Source organism: Chitinophagales bacterium (genome assembly GCA_019638515.1).
Lineage (GTDB): Bacteria > Bacteroidota > Bacteroidia > Chitinophagales > LD1 > UBA7692.
In genome coordinates this window covers 232,780-252,784 of sequence record JAHBTS010000004.1, presented here as the reverse complement: position 1 = coordinate 252,784, position 20,005 = coordinate 232,780, and the positions used below count along the sequence as shown (strand labels likewise).

Genomic DNA, 20,005 nt, shown 5'->3' with positions numbered 1-20,005 from the left:
CAATGCCAAATCCGAAGCACCGAATTTCTAAAGCACGCAGAGATAAGCGCAGAACGCATTACAAAGCTGTGGCTCCAACCACAGGAGTTGACCAAACAACTGGCGAAGCCCACTTGCTTCACAGAGCACATTGGAGCGAAGACAAATTGTACTACCGCGGAAAAGTAGTGGTTGATAAAAGCGCTAAGTAATATTCCCGCATTACAAATAATTCGCCCGTTTGGTTTGCCAAACGGGCTTTTTGCTTTTATAGCACACTTTTTATGAGCTTTACCAAACAGCAGTATTTTGCTTCGCTTAAACAAACATTGCAAATAGGGCTTCCCATTATGGCAAGCCACTTAGGGCATGTGCTCATGGGCTTTTTTGATACGGTTCAAATTGGCGGCTTGGGTGCACAATACATTGCCGCCACAGGCTTGGCAAGTACCGTTTACTGGCTGCTCACACTGCTGGGCACCGGAGTTTTATTTGTAGTAGCACCTTTGGTATCTGCTGCCTTTGGCGAAAAAAACGAAGCCAAAGCCATAGGCATTTTTAAAAGCAGCCTGCGCCTTGCCACTTGGATTTCAATAATATTCACCTCCCTATTTTTCTTCTTTATCTACCATTTTGAAATTTTTGGACAATCGCAACAGGTAAATGCCATAGCAAGCCGCTATTTGCTAATAGTAAACCTTACTACTCCCGCCATGATTTTTTTTACGGCAGGCAGGCAACTACTGGAAGGCATGGGCAAAACAATGCCGGGAATGGTTATCAATATCGGAGCACTCTTGCTCAATATTTTCTTAAACGACATACTTATTTATGGCAAACTGGGTTTGCCCCCTTTGGGCGTAACCGGAGCCGCCTTAGCCACCTCCATATCGCGGGTAGCCATGCTACTGGCTGTATTCGTGTATATTTACAACAATCGTTTTGTACTCCAATTATTTAAAAAACACAGCCAAGCTGCGGCAGCTACCATCGGCTATGTATTCCCTATTTTAAGCATGGGCATTCCGGCATCGCTGCAAGTTTTTTCTGAAGCAGCTGCATTTAGCGTAGCGCATATTATGAGCGGTTGGCTAGGCGAAATAGAATTGGCAGCCCACCAAATAGCTATCAATTTGGCTTCTATGACCTTTATGGCTATTGCAGGTATTTCTGCAGCCGGCACCGTAATAACCGGATTTGGTTTAGGTGCAAAAAACAAGGAGCAAATAATACTCAGTGGCAGAACCACCATTGCTCTTACGCTGCTGTTGGAAATAGCTTTTCTGCTTTGCTTCTTCCTTTTTTATCGGCAACTGCCATTCCTCTATACCAATAATGCCGAAGTGGTTGCCATGGCATCAACACTCATTTTGCTGGCGGTGTTTTTTCAACTGAGCGATGGCGCACAAAATGTAGCTGTAGGGTTGCTACGCGGCTTGCAAGATGTAAAAGTTCCTGCCATACTGGCTTTTACCGCCTACTGGCTGGTAATGATTCCCGCTTGCTACTTGCTGGCTTTTAAAACCTCGCTCGGCATTAAAGGCATTTGGATTGGATTTACCATTGGGCTTAGCACAGCATCTGTAATACTCCTGCTGCGCTACAGATACGTACTCCACAAGTTGAAGTTTTAAGTGTTTATTATCTGCAAATATTCGTTTAGCAAACCACTAACCTTCTTTAAAGTTTTTACTTTGCATTGAAATTAAAAATGAGTTTGTATGTCTATCGCCAAGTTTATTGAAAAGAAAATAGTAAAGTATTTACCAGCAGTAGCTCGAGCCGTGCAGCGCAGCATGAGCGATGAAAAAAAGATAGAACTGATAATGAATGAAATGCGCAACAATCCCGAAATGGTACAATCATTGTTTCCCTATAAAGATACCTACACCGTACACCGCCAAATGCCTGAAAAAGGCAGCTCACGCGAAGCTGTGCTGCAGCAAATTCGCGAAATGCACGCAGCAGAAAGCGAACCTTGGAAAAACGGAAAAATATCCGGCTCTTTTTACCATGGCGACCAAGACCACTACGATTTTTTAAATGAAGCCTTCAGCTATTACTCGCAAGTAAATTCTATACAGCGCGATGTGTGCCCTTCGCTCACCAAATACGAAGGCGAAATTATTGCCATGACCTTAGATTTATTTCATGGCAATGAAGTAAACAAAAGAGATCCTAAACAAAAAGCCTGCGGCTCGCTCACCACAGGCGGCACCGATAGTATCTTTCAATCTGTTTATGTACACCGCGAATGGGGAGTAGATAAAGGCATTACCCAACCCGAAATTGTTTTGCCCGTTAGTGCGCATCCTGCATTCTTTAAAGCCGCACACTACTTAAACATAAAAGTGGTGGTTGCCAAGCTAAACAGCCATTACGAAGCCGATGTTCGCGATGTTGAAAGTAAAATTACTCCCAATACAGTGCTTATTGTTGGCTCTGCCGGCAACTACGGACATGGCATTATAGATCCCATTGCAGAACTTTCTGCCATTGCAGAAAAACACCAAGTTGGATTCCATGTAGATGGCTGCCTGGGAGGCTTTATTTTAGCTTGGGCAGAACCTTTGGGCATTGCCTGCCCGGTATTTGACTTCCGCCTGCCAGGAGTTACAGCCATTTCTGCCGATACACACAAATACGGCTATTCTCTAAAAGGCACTTCTACCATACTTTTCCGAAACGAGCAACTAAGGCGCTACCAATACTATGGCGAAGTAGATTGGCCGGGAGGTGTATATGTTTCAACCGGGTTCAACGGCAGCAAATCCGGTGGCTTGTTTGCCGCTACTTGGGCTGCAATGGTACACTACGGCAAAGAAGGATATATGAAACGCGCCCAACAAATTTTTGATGTAAACCTACAAATGAAAAATGTAGTTCGCGCCATTCCCGAACTTACACTCCTTGGCGATTCGCTATTTATTACGGCCATTAGTTCCGATGTATTCAACATATACCATGTAAACGATTACCTAAAAACCAAAGGATGGCGCATGAACGGACAGCAACATCCAAATGCTTTCCACTTTTGCATTACCGGACCGCAGGCAACCAATGCCGGCATTGTAGCTGCTTTTGAAAGCGATTTAAAAGCTGGGGTGGAATATGCCAAAGTGCAAACTGGCGACCCTAAATCTGCTGCCATGTACGGAGGTGCAGGGCGCGAAATAGATCCAAGTATGTATATGCCAATGCTTATTGCATACACCGATGTAACTCAAAGTACTTATCCTTTTTAAAAAAAACGGTAGTTTATTCTACCGTTACGCTCTTAGCTAAATTGCGTGGTTGATCTACATTGCAACCGCGCAACACAGCAATATGATACGAAAGCAATTGCAAAGGAATGGTGGTGAGCAAAGCTTCTAAGAAATCGCTTACCAAAGGAATTTCTAGTGCGTAATCTGTCATGGCGGGCACTTTGGTATCGCCTTCGGTAACAATGGCAATTACAATCCCTTTTCTTGCCTTTACTTCTTGAATATTGCTTACTACTTTATCGTAATTAGAAGATTTAGTGGCAATTACTACTACCGGCATTTTATCGTCTATTAAAGCAATAGGACCGTGTTTCATTTCTGCTGCCGGATAGCCTTCTGCATGTATGTATGAAATTTCTTTGAGCTTTAATGCGCCTTCTAACGCAACCGGAAAGCCATAACCTCTTCCTAAGAAAAGAAAGTTTTGTGCATTGCTGAAACGCTCGGCAATTTCAACTATTTGCGGTTCGTATTTTAGTATTTTTTCCACCTTGGCCGGGATAGTTTCTAGCTCTGCCATGGCTGTGCGCAACTCATTTTTAGACAGCTTGCCTTGCAATTCTCCAAATGCCAATGCCCATAATGTAAGAATAGAAACTTGTGCTGTAAACGCTTTGGTAGAGGCTACGCCTATTTCCGGGCCGGCATGGGTGTAAGCGCCTGCATGGCTTAATCGGGGAATAGAGGAACCCACCACATTGCACAAACCAAAAACGGTTGCTCCGTGCTCTTTTGCAATGCGCATGGCTTCTAAAGTATCGGCAGTTTCGCCACTTTGCGAAATGGCAATTACCAAATCGTCTTCGTTAATAACCGGGTTGCGATAGCGAAATTCGCTGGCATATTCTACTTCTACCGGAATGCGGGCTAAGTTTTCAAATAAATACTCGCCCACCAAGCCTGCGTGCCAAGAAGTACCGCAGCCAACAATAATAATACGCCTAAGGTTTTTTATTTTATGCTCATACTCTTTTAAGCTGCGCATGGCAAAGGTGCCTCTTTGCGGATCGAAACGACCACGAATACTATCGTAAATTGAGCGCGGTTGTTCATGAATTTCTTTGAGCATAAAATGAGGGTAGCCGCCTTTTTCAATGGCTTCTAAATTCATTGCCAATTGCTGAATAAATGGCGATACTTCTTCATTGGCTATGGTGCGAATGGTAAGTTCTTTATCGCGGATGTATGCAATTTCACCGTCTTCTAAATAGAGTACTTGGCGTGTGTATTCAATAATTGGAGTGGCATCGCTTGCCATAAAATATTCGCCTGCTTCGCCAATACCCACCACCAATGGGCTGCCTTTACGTGCGCCAATAAGTTTGGTAGGGTCGTTGCGCGAAATAATTACAATGGCGTATGCACCAACCACTTCGTTTAATGCCAAGCGTACAGATTCTTCTAAGGAGCAATTCTCTTGGGTCTTAATTTCTTCAATTAAATGCACCAGCACTTCGGTATCAGTATCGCTTTTAAAGGTGTGTCCGCGATTTATTAGTTCCTCTTTGAGGGTGGCGTAGTTTTCTATAATACCATTGTGTATAATGGCTATTTCACCGGATTGAGAAAGGTGCGGGTGGCTGTTGGCATCGTTGGGTTCGCCATGGGTTGCCCAGCGCGTATGCCCCATTCCTAAATTTCCATTTATATTGGCACCAAGTGTAGCGGCTTCTAAATCGGCTACTTTTCCTTTCTTTTTGTAGATGTTTAATGTATGGTTATACAGTGCTACTCCTGCACTATCGTAGCCGCGATATTCTAATCTTTTTAAACCCTTAATTAAAATCGGATACGCCTCGCGATGACCGATGTAAGCAACTATTCCGCACATATTCTTTTACAGTTTGGTATAAATGATTTTTAATGCAATTCTATAATTTTTGTCGGTGGAATTAGAGAGCACCATGCGTTGCCCGTTGGCATCGGGTGCTGCCAATACAAATCCATTGTTTTTATAGGCACCTTTTAGTAAATTTTGGGCATAGCGAGTAATATTTACACGATAGCGTTTAATGGTTTGCCCGTTTATGGTAACGGTTTCAATTCTACCGTTGGAGTAATCGGTGTCATTCACCTCTACTCCCAAGTCGTTCAATCTATAAAAAGCAATAGCGCCCGGAGGGGTAAAAATAGTATCGTAATTGCTATAAACTGTAGAAAGCGGAATAATAAATTCTGCTTTGTTTATGGCTACGTTTTGGGGCAAAGAATCTAACTCCGGAATGGTAATTTTTACTTTGGTTCCACCTCCACTTACTATTGGCAGTATTTCATCGCTTACGGTTTCGGCATTGATAAGGTATTGGTTTACGGTGTTGCCCAATGTGTGCTCAAAGCGGTTTACACTTTGGCCCGAAGATGAAATAGGGAATAAATACACCAGCGAATCGCTAGCGCTGTTGCTGTAATACAGTGCTATGCCGGTTTCGGCAGCATATAAATTGAATGCTACCAAGCCATTGCCTTGGGCACCCGGTTGCACCGATACGCTAAGTCCTTTCATAAAGGTTTTAAAGGCGGTGCTGTTTATTAAGTTAAGCGTGTCGGCATGTAGAATTTTATTACCAAAATCGTTGCTCAATCTTATACGCAATTGTGGGCTGTATGCCACACCATAAACATTTACCGTATCTAAAGCATTGGGTACAAAATTACCGAGTTGGGCTACCGGAGGGGTTTTTACTGCAAAACTGGCATTGCTGTAATACTGGACATTGCTTAAAATATCTTGGTCTAATTCATATACGCTGAGTTGCACCGGTTGGGTATTGTTGCCATATAAAGCGCGATAGTTCAACACCAATACACAAGAGTCTAAGGTAAGGTTTTCTCCAAAATTTATATTGTTGGTAGTAGTTCTAAAGTTGGCATAAAATCCGGCATAGGTAGAACCGAAAACAGGGTCGGTAATATTGCCCAAAATACCTCCGCTAACGCTACTGGTACCTATATTGCTTTCGCGCTGTAAATAGCTGTTTACCGAAAAGGTATCTGCTGTACCAAGAAGTAGTTCTTCGTCTTCGCCCAACAGGGTTTTATCGGTAATTACCGGTTCTGTGCAGGAGCTTGCTTCAAAAAAAATTGCAGCGAGCATAAAGCCCACTGCAATATTGGTAATACTTAATTTCAAGTTTCAAATTACTTTTTATGAATAACCAAAACGCAAGGCTATGAAAAAAATTTCATGCCATACTTTTTTTAGTTCATAACATTAAAGAAAAACTTACTCACTTCTTCTACGCTTCCCTCGCCAAGATCTAAGTTTAAAGTTGGCTTCTTAGTTTTCTTTACGTGCTTTTGAACTTTATCGTCTAATTCGTTATTGCCAACAATTAAGGCATCGGCAAATTCGGTTCCGCCAATAAGCAGGCTAGCATTATCGCCATTCTTAAAATACTCTACATGTTTTGGCGTAATATCATCGCTAATGCGCAACAGTGTAGGGAAATTGCTTTTTAGTGTAGAAGGAAACTCGTTTTTGTAAACGGTATAAACCACTTTGGCATTGGCAAAAACCGGATCGTCTTTATATGTAGTTTTTAAATACATTGGAATTAAACTGGTCATCCAACCAACGCAGTGGATAATATCCGGTGCCCAACCAAATTTGCGAACGGTTTCCAAAGCTCCTTTGCAGAAGAAAACCATACGATCGCTGTTGTCTTCAAAAAAGTTGTTGTTTTCGTCTTCAAACACGGCTTTGCGCTTAAAGAAGTCTTCATTATCTAAAAAGTAAACTTGCAGGCGTGCTCCCGGCAACGAGGCTACTTTAATTACCAACGGAAAATCTTCATCGTTAATAATTACATTTATACCGCTTAGGCGCACTACTTCGTGTAACTTATGTCTTCTTTCGTTGATATTTCCAAATTTGGGCATTAAAACACGGATTTCGTTTCCGTTTTCTAAGATGTGCTTAGGGAGTTCGTTTAAAATTCTTGAGGCTTCGGTGAGATTGATGTAGGGATCCATTTCCTGCGTTATTATCAGGATGCGCTTCTTTTCCATGCTTAACTATTAGATTTTTGTGAACAATAAAGCGTTGAGAACGTTTTCCGCTAAAACGGGCTGCAAAGATACTAATAAAATCTTGAATAAAACCAAAGAAATATTGAATTTCTATTTTAACACCAATGTAATCGCTTCAAATTTTAATTTGTTTTTAATTGATTAACAATATATTGCAACAAAACGGTATTTACAAACTTTAAACACCCGCTCCACAGGCTACCATCTGCAACTTGCGCTTAGCGATGCTGCAAACACACCGACTGCCCAATAAAACATTCATTTCTTCAAAAATTATCCCCTAAATTTAAAACAGCTTTATACATTCGTCCGTTCAAAATTCTATAAGAAGAAATTATACATCATGAATTTACACGAATATCAGGCAAAAGAACTACTCAAAAAAAACGGAGCATCCATTCAAGAAGGAATAGTAGCAGAAACAGTAGAGCAAGCCGTAGAAGCCGCTAAAAAATTAGATGAGCTATACAACAGCAAGTGGGTGGTTGTAAAAAGCCAGATACACGCAGGCGGAAGGGGAAAAGGAAAAATACGCGGAACCGACCAAAACGGTGTGGCACTTGCCAAAAACTTAGATAAAGTAAAAGAAATAGCAGGCAATATTTTAGGTGGTGTGCTGGTTACAAAACAAACCGGAGAAGCAGGTAAACTGGTAAATAAAATTTTGGTGGCACAAGATGTGTACTACCCGGGCGAAAGTGAGCCAAAAGAATTTTATATCTCTATTTTGCTCGATCGCGGTACCGGAAAAAACGTTTTTATCTATTCTACCGAAGGAGGAATGGACATAGAAGAAGTAGCCGAAAAAACTCCGGAATTGGTTCATAAAGAGTGGGTAGATGCAGCCGTAGGCTTACAAGACTACCAATGCCGTAAAATTGCCTTCAACCTAGGCTTAAGCGGCAATGCCTTTAAAGAAATGACCAAATTTGTAAAAGCACTTTACAATACCTACCTCAGCAGCGATGCCGCTATGGTAGAAATTAACCCTTGCCTAAAAACTTCCGACAGCCGTATTATTGCCGTAGATGGAAAAATATCTTTAGACGATAACGCACTTTACCGCCATGCAGATTTAGCCGCCATGCGCGACCTAAACGAAGAAGACCCCACAGAAGTAGAAGCAACCAATGCCGATTTAAACTATGTAAAATTAGATGGCAACGTAGGCTGTATGGTAAACGGAGCAGGATTAGCCATGGCAACCATGGACATGATAAAACTAAACGGTGGTGAGCCTGCCAACTTCTTAGACGTGGGTGGCACAGCCAATGCCGAAAGAGTTGAAAAAGCCTTTAGAATTATTCTTAAAGATCCTAATGTGAAAGCAATTTTGGTAAATATATTTGGAGGTATTGTTCGTTGCGATAGAGTAGCGCAAGGTATTGTAGATGCCTATCGCACTATAGGCAATATTCCGGTGCCAATTATTGTGCGCCTCCAAGGAACCAATGCTGCCGAAGCCAAAAAACTAATTGACGAAAGCGGCTTACAAGTACGCCCTGCCATACTTTTAAAAGAAGCAGCAGAAGAAGTACGCAAAGCATTAGCATAAAAGTTATATTTAGAACGAACCGTAAGTTTGGATTTTCGTAAATAACACTAAGTTTACGAAACACTTACCATGTTCTAAAATATGGCGTCCGCTACCACAACCACAGAAACTTGGCATCCACTACTTGCACAGCACCTAAACTTGCTGCCGGAGCATTTGCGTTCCCATAAAGATTGCCAAGCATTTTTATTAGAGTTAAATAAAAGTGTTCAAACCAATGAGCAAGCAAAAAATTTTGCAGAGCACTCTCTGCGTATTCTGCAAATAGAGAAAGCAGAGTTGGAAAGAAAAATTGCAGCAACTAACGAAAAATTTGCACTTGCCTCCAAAGCCTCTAAAGCGGGCGTTTGGGAATGGAGCGGAGCTACCGGCCAAATTATTTGGGACGACCAAATGTTTACCATCTACGGAATTGAAAACCAAGAACAATACCCTAGTATAAGCAAAGTGTTTTTCAACTTTGTAGTACCTGAAGATAGATCTACACTCAGCAAAAGTTTTGCCTCCATCACGGGTAGCGGCAACGCCTTTCAAGCAGAGTTTAGAATAATCCGCCAAAACGATAACTCCATACGCAACTTACATTTAGTAGCCTTGGTAAAACGAGGATTTAGAAACGAACCCACCCGCATGGTAGGTGTATGTTTCGACTTCACAGAAAGAAAAAAAGCCGAGGCCGAGCGCGCATTGCTAATTTCTAACCTCGTAAACTACAACAAAGATTTAGAAGAACTTGCCTTTGTGGTATCGCACCGCTTGCGCTCGCACACATCTAAAATGCAAACAGCCCTTAGTGTGCTTTCCAATGCCGCCTCAGCAGAAGCACTCAAAAACATAATTATGCAAGAAATGGAAAAGGAAGCCTTACTCATGGACGAAACCCTGCGCGACCTTACCCATATTCTTACCATGAAAAAAGAAAACTTACTTTTTGAAGAACTCGAACTAAAACCGCTATTGCAAAAAGCCATAGAACGCTGTGCCATTCAAACACCCGACATTGCCGCCAATATTGAACTATTGGCAGATGAAACCCTTACCATTGTGGGTGTGCGAGAATATGTACTCAATATTTTCTACGAACTGCTGCAAAACGCCATTAAGTTTAAAAAAGACCAACAGCCCCTACAAATAAAAATTAAGGCTAGCGAAAGCAACTCCACAGTAACCGTTGTTTTTATAGACAACGGCATTGGTGTAGATTTAAATAAACACAGCCATAAAATCTTTGGATTATATAGAAAATTCAATTCAAACATTGAGGGAAAAGGAATAGGTTTACACATGGTAAAAAAGGGTATGGATATTATGGGAGGAAAAATTCATATACTAAGTGAACCCAATAGTGGAACAGAAGTGCACCTTACATTTATTAAGCAATAAAAACTCACAAATACATCCGTAAACAACATGGAAAAAAATTACCACATACTCCTAATTGATGACGACCGAGCCTTTAATTTTTTGAATGAAAAAATTATTGAGTTCGAAAAGTTTGCCACCAAAATTTCGAGCCATGTTAGTCCGGTAGAAGCATTGGAAGAACTCAAAGACATTGCCCAAAGCAACCCACCCGGCTTTCCGGATTTTATTTTCTTAGACATTAACATGCCCGACATGGATGGCTGGGAATTTATGGACAACTTCCGCCAATTGCCCGCAGAAGTAATTGCCAAAACAAGGGTGTTTATTCTTACTTCCTCGCTTAATCCTTTAGATATTGAAAAAAGCAAAACCTACGAAGAAATAAAAGGCTTTGCATCTAAACCGCTTACTACCGAAATTCTAAACTTTATTAGAAGCGAAAAAACCAACCAATTTATAGTGCTTACCTAAGCAAGTGTTTACAAGTTTTACAAACTGCTTTTGTGCTTTTTTACCTTCGTGTAAAATTGGAAAGCAATGTATTACAAAGTACTTGGAGCAGGTAAGCCGGTAGTGCTTATTCACGGGTTTCTGGAAGAGGGAAACATGTGGAACGATATAGCTACCAACCTGAGCAAGCAATATAAAGTTATAGTGCCCGATTTAGAAGGTTTTGGAAATACGCCACTGCAAAGTTCGGGGCGTAAACTTTCGATGGAGCAATATGCCGAAGATGTACGTACGCTGCTGCAAAAAGAAAAGGTGAAAAAATGTGTATTGCTCGGGCATAGCATGGGCGGCTATATTGCACTCCACTTTGCAGAAAAATATCCCGAATTGCTGGCAGGATTTGGCTTAATAAACTCGCACTGCTTTGCAGACACCAACGAAAAAAAGGTTGCCCGAAAAAGGGGAATTGAATTTATTGCTAAACATGGTACACCTGCCTATGTACGCGAACTTTACAAAGATTATTTCCATCCTTCATTTAAGAATACCAAACTTATTGCAACACTTGCCCAACGCGCAGAAAAATACAATCCCAAAGCGCTTATTGCTGCAACCAATGCCATGATGAAACGCAAAAGCAAAGAGGAGGTATTAAAGAAAACGCTTGTGCCTGTTTTATTCATAAATGGCAAGCAAGACAATGTGGCGCCAATAGCTTTTACTTCGAAGCAGGTATGTTTTCCATCTATTGCCGATGTGCATTTTCATGATACCTGTAAACACATGAGCGTGTTTGAAAAAAAGAAAGAAACGCTTACCGCCATAAGCAGGTTTGCATCCTTTTGTTTTATGTAATGCTTACAAATTGTGCTGATTGATTATTGCTTGGCAGCGCGGTAAAAAGTTTCGTTGCGCAAGTATTTCGTTTTTAAGAGCGGGCAAATTTTATAGCGCTCGTCTTTAGTGTCTTCGTATAAGGCTGTTAAGGTTTCAAACACATGTGTAATGCCAATTTTATCGCACCACTCAAACGGACCAAATGGGTAATTGGTGCCTTGTTTCATTGCTAGGTCTATATCTTCTATGCTTGCTGTTCCTTCTTGCAAAGTGTAGCAGGCTTCGTTTATTATCATAAAAATTACCCTTGCTTTTACCAAGCCAACGCGGTCTTCTACCGGAAGCCACTGTTGGTTCAATAGCTGCATTACTTTTTCGAGCTCGGGTGTTTCAAACTTTCTAAAAAGGCTTACTTCCCAAACATCGTTTTCTAAAAAAAACGGCAGCGCATTGATGCCAAATAAACGGCAGCGCACTTTGCTATCGGCAACGTAAACGGCTTCTGCCAATTGCTGCTTGAGTACACTTACAAAAATTGGTTTTTCGCGCAGCGATGCATACACAGGAAAATTTTCGCTATCGTCATCAAAGTTTACATCAAAGATGGCATCAAAATCTTCGAAATCTTCTTCGGCATCGCCATCGCTTAATTCTACCTCTACTTGCGGACAACGGAGTACAAACCTATTGCGCAAAACATTCCTGCGCTCTTCTTCGCCAATAATTAAAATCCGCATAAATATATTTGAGTGGTATGATTACTGCTCGTTTACCACATCTTTCCAAGAAGATGGCGCTTGCTTGCCTTTGTATTTGGGGTTTTTCTCCCATTCAAACACGCGTTGCTTATCTACATACTTTGCAACAAAAGCATCTTTTATGCCTAACCCGCGTAAATCTTTTTTCAACTTTTCGGCTTCTTCTTCGGTTTCAAAAGAACTGATGACGTAGCGTTTAAAACCTTCTACATCTTCATAACCTACAAATTTGGGATGGGCAAAGTTGGCGGTAATATCGTATTTTTTGTAAAAGCCAATTTGCACTTTATACACTGTTCCCATAGGCACTTCGGAAGCATCTACCACTTTGGCAGGTTTACTTTCGCACTCACCCAGCAAGCGGTTGGCGGCTTCTAATCTTTTTTCCAACTCTGCTTTTTCGCCTTCTGCCACAGCTAAATCGTCTTTCAGCTTTTGTACCAATGCTGTATTATCTTCTGTTGCCTTTTGGCTGGTTTGCTTTTGCTGGTAGTAACCTTCCAAGTTTTTCTTGTATGATTTTAATTCATTTTTCAATTGTTTCTTTTGCTCTTTTGTAAGTTTTTGAGCTTGAGTAGAAACACTTAAAAGCAACACAAGAATGAGTGAGAAAAATTTCATCATGAACTTATTTTTAGATTAACAAATTTAGAATTTGCAGACAGCTATTGCACAACAATTTATGCACAATATAGAAAATGAATTTTTAAAAGTAAGCGCCCGCAATTTGGGTGCTGAATTAACTTCTCTTTTTAGTAAAGAAAGTAACATAGAACACTTGTGGCAAGCCGACCAAAAATGGTGGGGCTGGCACGCTCCGGTGCTGTTTCCGGTGGTGGGGCGCTGCCAAAACGACCGCATACACTTAGGCAAAAAAGCATACCCAATGGAGAAGCACGGTTTTGCCCGCAAGAGTAATTTTGATTTGATTGAACAATCGGAAACGGCTATGGTTTTTAGCTTAAAAAGCAGCGATAGCACTAAGCAGTTTTACCCGTTTGAATTTGAATTTAACATTGGGTTTGAACTGCACAAAAACAGCCTGCAGCAATGGTTTAGCGTATCTAACAAGCATGAAACACCTATGCTTTTTTCTTTGGGTGCGCATCCGGCTTTTGCCGTTCCGTTTTCAAAAAACGAAGCGTTTAATCAATACCATTTGGAATTTGAACATGCCGAAATTTTAAATAGAAAACATATTGATACCGATGGCTTCTTCAACGGAGTTGCTTCAATAGTTTCTACCAATGGCAACATACATCTTACACCCGAATTATTCAACAGCGATGCATTGATTTTTAAAGACCACACTTCGCGCAGTGTATGTATAAAAAGCAATTTACATTCACATTGGTTGAAAGTAAAATTCGATGGATTTCCGTATTTAGGAATTTGGACAAAAGAAGGTGCGCCATACGTTTGCATAGAGCCTTGGTTTGGCTGTGCCGATACTGCCAACCAAACTACCGATTTTGCTGCCAAAGAAGGAATTATAGCGCTGCAACCGGGCAAAGAGTTTTATGCCGCATTGCAAATAGAGGTTGGCTAAAAGGCCATAGAATTTTTAGTTTGAAACAGAACTGCCGGCACCGGGCGTTTCGGTAAAATAATCTGCAATGATTGTAGCTTTTGCAGCGCCTACCAACGAGGCAATTTCGCTGTGTGTTGCTTTTTTAATTTGAGCTACCGATTTAAAATGTGCAAGCAAAGTTTCGGCAGTTTTTTTTCCAATACCTTCAATACTTTCTAACTCGGTAACTGTGAATTTTTTGCTGCGTCTATTGCGGTGATGGGTAATGCCAAAGCGGTGTGCTTCATCGCGCATACGCTGAATAAGTTTTAGGCTCTCGCTTTTTTTATTGATGTGCAGCGGAATAGAATCTTCGGGAAAATATATTTCTTCTAACCTTTTTGCTATGCCCACAATTGGAATTTTACCATACAGTTCCAGTGTTTTTAAACTTTCTACCGCGCTGCTCAGTTGCCCTTTTCCGCCATCTACCACAATTAGCTGTGGCAGGCCTTGGGCTTCATCCAGCAAGCGTTTATAGCGCCTGTAAATTACTTCTTGCATAGTGGCAAAATCGTTGGGACCTTCTACGGTTTTTACATTAAAAATACGGTAGTCTTTTTTGCTGGGCTTAGCATCTTTAAACACCACACAAGCGCTTACCGGATTGATGCCCATGATGTTTGAATTATCGAAACACTCGATGTGGCGCGGCAATTCCTTTAGTTTTAAATCGTCTTTAAGAGTGCGCATAATCCTGAACGAAGGATTCTTCTCTTCGGATGTCATCATGCTTTTCACCTTTTCTTCTTTGGCATAGAGGGCGTTTCTGGTTGCCAAGTCGAGCAGTTTCTTTTTATCGCCTGCTTGCGGAATGGTGGGTGTGTGCACAAATGGTATCTCTACCTCAAAAGGCAAAATAATTTCGGGGTTATCTTCATTTACTTCGTCATCCGAAAAACTTATTTCTACAATAGCGCACTGCAGAATTTCTTCGCTGGTTTCTTCCAACAGCTTTTTTACTTCTATGGCACGGGCTTTTACGATAGTTCCGTTGCTTATTTTTAAATAGCTTATGAATGCGAATGTTTCGGTTTCGGTATAGCCATACACATCAATATTGTGCAACTTTGGATTTACAATAGTGCTTTTGGTTTGCCACACTTTCAGCACTTCAATTTTTTCTTTGAATTCGTTGGCGCGTTCAAAATTGAGCTGCTCGGCAAACTCATTCATTTTCCTTTTTAAAAAATTCATCACCGAACCAAAATTGCTTTTGAGCAGGTTCTTTATTTCGTTTATGTTTTCGGTATATTCTTCTTCGGTTTGCAAGCCCACGCAGGGACCCAGGCAATTTTTCATGTGGTATTCCAAACACACCTTAAATTTTCCGCTTTGAATATTTTTAGGCGTGAGTGCCAGCGTGCAAGTTCTAATTGGGAAAAGCGTAGTAAGCAAACCAAGCACGTTGCGCACATTGTTTACCGAAGTAAACGGACCTATGTATTGGCTGCCGTCTTTAACTACTTTTCGGGTTAAAAAAACACGAGGAAAGGGTTCGTTTTTAATTACTATATACGGATATGTTTTATCGTCTTTTAAATCGATATTATAGCGCGGTTGGTATTGCTTTATGAGTGCGTTTTCGAGCAAAAAAGCATCTTGCTCTGTGCCCACAATGGTAAACTCTATTCTGGCAATACTGCGCACCATTGTTTTAATGCGAAAACTTAAATCGCCTTTGGTGAAATAGCTAGAAACGCGCTTGCGTAAATCTTTTGCTTTGCCGATATACAGTATTTCGTTGCTATCGCTGAAATAGCGATACACACCCGGTTGGTTGGGTATGGTTTGCTGATACTGTGCTCTAAATTCTTCGGCTGTCAATTACTCTTTAATTGCAGGTAAACAAAATAAGCAGTTAGGGTTTATTTCTTTATGTGCCTTTCTGCGTGGTAGCTGCTGCGTACCATGGGACCGCTTTCTACAATAGAAAACCCCTTTGCTAAACCAATATCTTTTAGCTCTTTAAACTCCTGTGGCGTAACGTACTTTTTTACCGGCAAGTGCATTTTGGTTGGTTGCAAATACTGCCCAATTGTAAGCACATCTACCGATGCACTTCTTAAATCGTCCATTGCCTCAATAATTTCTTCGGTGGTTTCTCCCAAACCAAGCATTATGCCGCTTTTGGTTCTTTCTATGCCGCCATCTTTTAGGCGCTTTAACACGTCTATACTGCGTTCAAAACGAGCTTGTACGCGCACTTCGCGACTAAGGCGCTTTACGGTTTCAATATTGTGGCTTACCACTTCGGGTTTTACATCAATAATGTGTTGCAGGTTTTCTTGTTTACCTTGAAAATCGGGAATGAGCGTTTCCATTGTAACGCCCGGGCAATGCCTGCGAATAGCTCGAATGGTTGCCGCCCAAATTTTGCTGCCGCCATCGGTTAAATCATCGCGATCTACAGAGGTAATTACCACATGCTTTAATCCCATGCGCTTTACCGATTCTGCAACGCGGAAAGGCTCTGCAATATCTACATTCTCCGGCTTGCCTGTAGCAACATTGCAAAACATACAACTGCGGGTACATACATTTCCAAGTATCATTAGCGTGGCAGTTCCTGCGCCCCAGCATTCTGTTTGGTTAGGGCAATTGCCGCTTTCGCATATAGTGTGGAGCCTGTTTTCTTTAATGTTTTTCTTTACTTCGGAATACTCAACTCCAGCAGGTAATTTTATTTTAAGCCAATCGGGTTTTCGCGGCACAGAAACATTTTCGCTCATGTTGCTTTATGAAATTTGAGCAACGAAGATAAGCGCTAAAGTTGAAACCCAATTGGCAATAAAAAGAATTGGCATTTGTTCTATTTCTATGATGTTTTATTCAGCATCATCCAATAAAACCCCAACTCCGCTACTACTTTTGAAAAGGCATCGAACTCTACCGGTTTTACGATGTAACTGTTTACACCCAACTTATAGCATCTATCAATATCAATATCTTCGTTAGAAGAAGTAAGTACCACTACCGGAATAGTCTTACTTGCCTCATGTTTTTTAAGCTCTTCTAAAACCTCTACCCCGTTTATTTTGGGCATTTTTAAATCGAGCAATACCAATTTAGGAGGCTTAGCGGTTTTACGTTCAGTATATTTTCCTTCGGCAAAAATAAAATCGAGTGCCTCTTGCCCATCGCGCACATGGTAAATGGAATTAGCAAAATTTCTGGCTTGCAAGGCATACAATGTTAGTTCTGCATCGTAGGGGTTATCTTCTACCAATAGCACATCTATATTTAGAAAATTCATATATCGGAGTTTGGAGATAGATTAAAAGTAATTAAGTTTTATAGAAAGCAAAATATATGTGCTGCTACACCTTTAAAGTTGGTGCGCCAGTAAAGTTTACATTTAGCAGGTGAGCAATAGTGCTATTGTTGTAGGTATTGTAAGTGTCGCTTACAACACGTTTCATAGAAGAAGCAAAGCGCTTATCAATACATTGCAAAGGTCTACCGTTGTAGCAACGCTTTTACTAAACAACGTTTGTATTAAATTAAGATAGCACTTGAGTATCAACAAATAAAAGTTTCTATGAGATAACTCACTCATAGACTATACAATGGCTTCCTTTCCACATACATAGGCTTATTGCACCTCCTGCATAGTAGCCCCAACCATATTTTACAGCATCTCTTCTAAATATACTTGCAAGGAAAATTGCATAGCTTCTTATTCAAGAATATTAAATTTTCTTAATAATATAGATTAACTTCGTTGTATATAAATTTATGATTATGCAACACGCTTACATTTTTATCCGCAACGCCCTTATTACACTTGCATTTGCATCGGTTTTAATGATAGCTGCCTGTAAAAAGGACAAAGAAGAACCTACCCAATCAAAAACAACCGGTATTCAGGTAGTGCTTCCTAGCGGTTCTTCGTTGAACCTTTCAAATACAGCAGTTTACTCTTTGTCTCAATCATTCCCCATAGGCAGCGATGGCAAAGCCAGTATTGCTTTCAATGCAGGAAGTTATGAAGTAGTTTTTCTATATCAAGGCGACAAACCTGTATTGGCGGGCATCATTACAGACAACAACAAAGAAATATCTGTTGCCACCACCGCTCAGGTATTATTGTATTACGGCTTGGGAACCATGTATTCGCCCAGCAAAGAAGAGCGCATTGCCTATATAAAAAAGATACCTACGTATCCACAGTTTGCAGGGCTAAAATCCTCGCTGGAGCAGTTGTTTATTTCTAACCCACTTATGCTCTCAACAGATGCATACAAAGAAGCGTACATAAAAGCAGTAAGTGAAATACATAATAAGCCTGTACTTGATTTAATTGGCAGGCAGATAAAAGTAAAAGATGCAGATGATACTAAAAGTGGTATAACAGTAAGAGCACAAAGCGGTAGTGATGAAAACATGGAGGTACTCAACAGCTATGCTCGCAGAGGACATGCCTATATCTATAAGGTAGCTTACCGCGACAATACCAATTATCCATATACGCTTCTTTCTCAAATACTGAATATTACTCCGGCAGATTACAATATGGCTGTGCGTGGGAAGGCTGGCTCAACTCCCGAAGTTTCAGGCCCGCAAGCACTTCCGTTACAGAACAACGAAAGCGAATCCACATGGAAAGTGCGTATTGTGGGTATTGGCGGAAAAGAATCGAGTATTGCCATGTCTAATGCTGAAAAAACAAAGTATGAAGAAATGTGTATCGAGTTTTTTGCAGTTGACCTATTGATGCCGCTTATACTTGACCACTTAAACCAGTCGAAAGTGATATACGATGTATTACCCAACAACATTGAAAGAGTACGAGCCTATATTAACGAGGTAAAAGCACTTCTTAGGCCTGAAACTATTGACTTGGTAAAAGACGGTGAATATACGCAGGCAATTACCGACTTCTGCGATTATGCCTTGTGGGAATCGCAAAAACGCGAACTACTTTATACAAGACTATTGGAATCTATCAGCGGTATTGTGCCTGCACAAGAGTTGCAAGCATTGTCGGAGTTGGAAAAAAACGAGAAGCAGCAACAGGCATTTGTTGATATTATCAAAGGGGGATTGTTTTCTTGGCTCATAAACGCAAACGTTGATGATAACGCCAATCCTATAGAGTCTCGTTTTACACATATCAAAAATAGCAACACACTCGATGAATGGACCGTGCTAAGTAAAAACAACGATGTAACCATTACACCCAAGCATTCAAAAACAATGAAACTTACCAATCATACACTTACCGCTTCCACTAATGCTGCCCTCAGCAACGGTGAAAAAGTTGAGTATGTGTGGTCCACATCGGGCTTGTTTGGTGTTTTCAAACAAAACGGAGCAGAGGTAACAACTACTACTGCCTCCTCAACTACTACTGCCACATACTATGGCAAAATAGCTCCAGATGACGATAATGTAGAAACCATTTATGTGAAGGCTTTCATAGTTGGGCCAAATGGATCCAGAGAGTTGGGAACGGATACAGCTTACGTTAATGTAAAAAAACTAACGATTGTAATGAAACCCAACGGAGCTACGCTCACTCCAAAAGCCGGAACCAGATCGCTCACACTAAAGCTGCTAAACGCTGATGGTACCAACCCTATTATTCAAGGCAATGGAGTAGAATACAAAGTGGAATGGAGCACTCCGGGTAAATACGGATCTCTTGATGGCAACACAAAAACGTATGTAACACCTAAAAACTCTGTGATTTATACAGCAACAGATGAAGATGTGGTTTCTGCAACCGAAAACATTACTGCACGGGTTTTCTTTAAACTTTCCTCTTCCGATTGGATTTTTCGCGAAGAAGTGAAAGGCACCGTAAAAATAAGCAACGACAATAAAACAATTATCTATTACGCGCCACTTACAGCATATCATAATGATAGAGATGATGCCGGAGGTAATTTATGGCATTACTCAAATTGCGGAGTTGCTATTGCACCGGTGGCAGACGCAAAAACCTATTCAGTAACAATTACACTGGGAAGCGGCAGCACCTATTCCGAAAACTGGTCGGCAAAAGACCCTGGTTGGTTACACGGATATATGTACGCCATTGACCCCAATACCACAGGAACCTACTATGTGGGCTATGGTGCCAGTTGGGGAAGTTGCGTAAATAATGGTTGTGAGCACCGCACAGCGGACTGTAGTGGAGGAGAAGCCCTAATAACAATCACACTTAATAAGTAATTATATTCCTAGAACA

17 protein-coding genes are annotated in these 20,005 nt (G+C 41.0%); 9 read left to right on the top strand and 8 right to left on the bottom strand.

The window, feature by feature from the left end:
- The first annotated feature begins 2 nt into the window (after positions 1-2).
- The 3 genes from rpmF (at position 3) to KF872_09370 (ending at position 3,224) form a co-directional block, all read left to right on the top strand.
- The gene (gene rpmF / locus KF872_09380) at positions 3-191 is read left to right on the top strand and encodes a 50S ribosomal protein L32 (protein MBX2903756.1); all 189 of its coding nucleotides are present in this window, start codon (positions 3-5) and stop codon (positions 189-191) included.
- Between the two features lie 72 nt (positions 192-263).
- On the top strand, positions 264-1,613 hold the full coding sequence (locus tag KF872_09375; GenBank protein ID MBX2903755.1) for an MATE family efflux transporter: 1,350 nt from the start codon (positions 264-266) through the stop codon (positions 1,611-1,613).
- Positions 1,614-1,700: 87 nt separating this feature from the next.
- Positions 1,701-3,224 (top strand): aspartate aminotransferase family protein, encoded by a 1,524-nt coding sequence (locus KF872_09370; protein MBX2903754.1) that lies wholly within the window; start codon positions 1,701-1,703, stop codon positions 3,222-3,224.
- 13 nt (positions 3,225-3,237) lie between these two features.
- On the opposite strand, the gene glmS is transcribed toward KF872_09370, so the two are convergent.
- The 3 genes from glmS to KF872_09355 form a co-directional block, all read right to left on the bottom strand.
- Positions 3,238-5,076, bottom strand: a complete 1,839-nt coding sequence (gene glmS, locus KF872_09365) for a glutamine--fructose-6-phosphate transaminase (isomerizing) (protein MBX2903753.1) — start codon at positions 5,074-5,076, stop codon at positions 3,238-3,240.
- Between the two features lie 6 nt (positions 5,077-5,082).
- Positions 5,083-6,375 (bottom strand): DUF4270 family protein, encoded by a 1,293-nt coding sequence (locus tag KF872_09360; GenBank protein MBX2903752.1) that lies wholly within the window; start codon positions 6,373-6,375, stop codon positions 5,083-5,085.
- A gap of 68 nt (positions 6,376-6,443) precedes the next feature.
- A complete protein-coding gene (locus KF872_09355; GenBank protein ID MBX2903751.1) occupies positions 6,444-7,253 on the bottom strand; it encodes a glycogen/starch synthase in 810 nt (269 codons plus the stop codon).
- 364 nt (positions 7,254-7,617) lie between these two features.
- On the opposite strand from KF872_09355, the gene sucC reads away from it, so the two are divergent.
- From sucC to KF872_09335, 4 genes are all read left to right on the top strand, one after another.
- The gene (gene sucC / locus KF872_09350; GenBank protein MBX2903750.1) at positions 7,618-8,829 is read left to right on the top strand and encodes an ADP-forming succinate--CoA ligase subunit beta; all 1,212 of its coding nucleotides are present in this window, start codon (positions 7,618-7,620) and stop codon (positions 8,827-8,829) included.
- A gap of 81 nt (positions 8,830-8,910) precedes the next feature.
- On the top strand, positions 8,911-10,212 hold the full coding sequence (locus tag KF872_09345) for a PAS domain-containing protein (protein ID MBX2903749.1): 1,302 nt from the start codon (positions 8,911-8,913) through the stop codon (positions 10,210-10,212).
- Positions 10,213-10,239: 27 nt separating this feature from the next.
- Positions 10,240-10,665, top strand: coding sequence for a response regulator (locus tag KF872_09340; GenBank protein ID MBX2903748.1), 426 nt, complete (start codon positions 10,240-10,242; stop codon positions 10,663-10,665).
- Positions 10,666-10,731: 66 nt separating this feature from the next.
- Positions 10,732-11,499 (top strand): alpha/beta hydrolase, encoded by a 768-nt coding sequence (locus KF872_09335; GenBank protein ID MBX2903747.1) that lies wholly within the window; start codon positions 10,732-10,734, stop codon positions 11,497-11,499.
- 23 nt (positions 11,500-11,522) lie between these two features.
- On the opposite strand, the gene KF872_09330 is transcribed toward KF872_09335, so the two are convergent.
- The gene (locus KF872_09330; protein ID MBX2903746.1) at positions 11,523-12,218 is read right to left on the bottom strand and encodes a hypothetical protein; all 696 of its coding nucleotides are present in this window, start codon (positions 12,216-12,218) and stop codon (positions 11,523-11,525) included.
- Positions 12,219-12,239: 21 nt separating this feature from the next.
- On the bottom strand, positions 12,240-12,863 hold the full coding sequence (locus KF872_09325; GenBank protein ID MBX2903745.1) for a hypothetical protein: 624 nt from the start codon (positions 12,861-12,863) through the stop codon (positions 12,240-12,242).
- Between the two features lie 58 nt (positions 12,864-12,921).
- On the opposite strand from KF872_09325, the gene KF872_09320 reads away from it, so the two are divergent.
- Positions 12,922-13,788, top strand: a complete 867-nt coding sequence (locus KF872_09320) for an aldose 1-epimerase family protein (GenBank protein ID MBX2903744.1) — start codon at positions 12,922-12,924, stop codon at positions 13,786-13,788.
- A 15-nt stretch (positions 13,789-13,803) separates the two neighbouring features.
- Here KF872_09320 and uvrC read toward each other — a convergent pair whose 3' ends face one another.
- From uvrC to KF872_09305, 3 genes are all read right to left on the bottom strand, one after another.
- Positions 13,804-15,636 carry an excinuclease ABC subunit UvrC gene (uvrC, locus tag KF872_09315; GenBank protein ID MBX2903743.1) on the bottom strand — a complete coding sequence of 611 codons (1,833 nt, stop codon included), beginning with the start codon at positions 15,634-15,636 and terminating at the stop codon, positions 13,804-13,806.
- Positions 15,637-15,677: 41 nt separating this feature from the next.
- Positions 15,678-16,541 (bottom strand): lipoyl synthase, encoded by an 864-nt coding sequence (gene lipA / locus KF872_09310; GenBank protein ID MBX2903742.1) that lies wholly within the window; start codon positions 16,539-16,541, stop codon positions 15,678-15,680.
- An 86-nt stretch (positions 16,542-16,627) separates the two neighbouring features.
- Complete coding sequence (locus KF872_09305) at positions 16,628-17,065, bottom strand: response regulator (GenBank protein MBX2903741.1); 438 nt, start codon at positions 17,063-17,065, stop codon at positions 16,628-16,630.
- 488 nt (positions 17,066-17,553) lie between these two features.
- Here KF872_09305 and KF872_09300 point away from each other — a divergent pair, with 488 nt between their 5' ends.
- Entirely contained in the window at positions 17,554-19,989 is a 2,436-nt protein-coding gene (locus KF872_09300) for a hypothetical protein (GenBank protein MBX2903740.1), read from the top strand.
- Positions 19,990-20,005 lie beyond the last annotated feature (16 nt).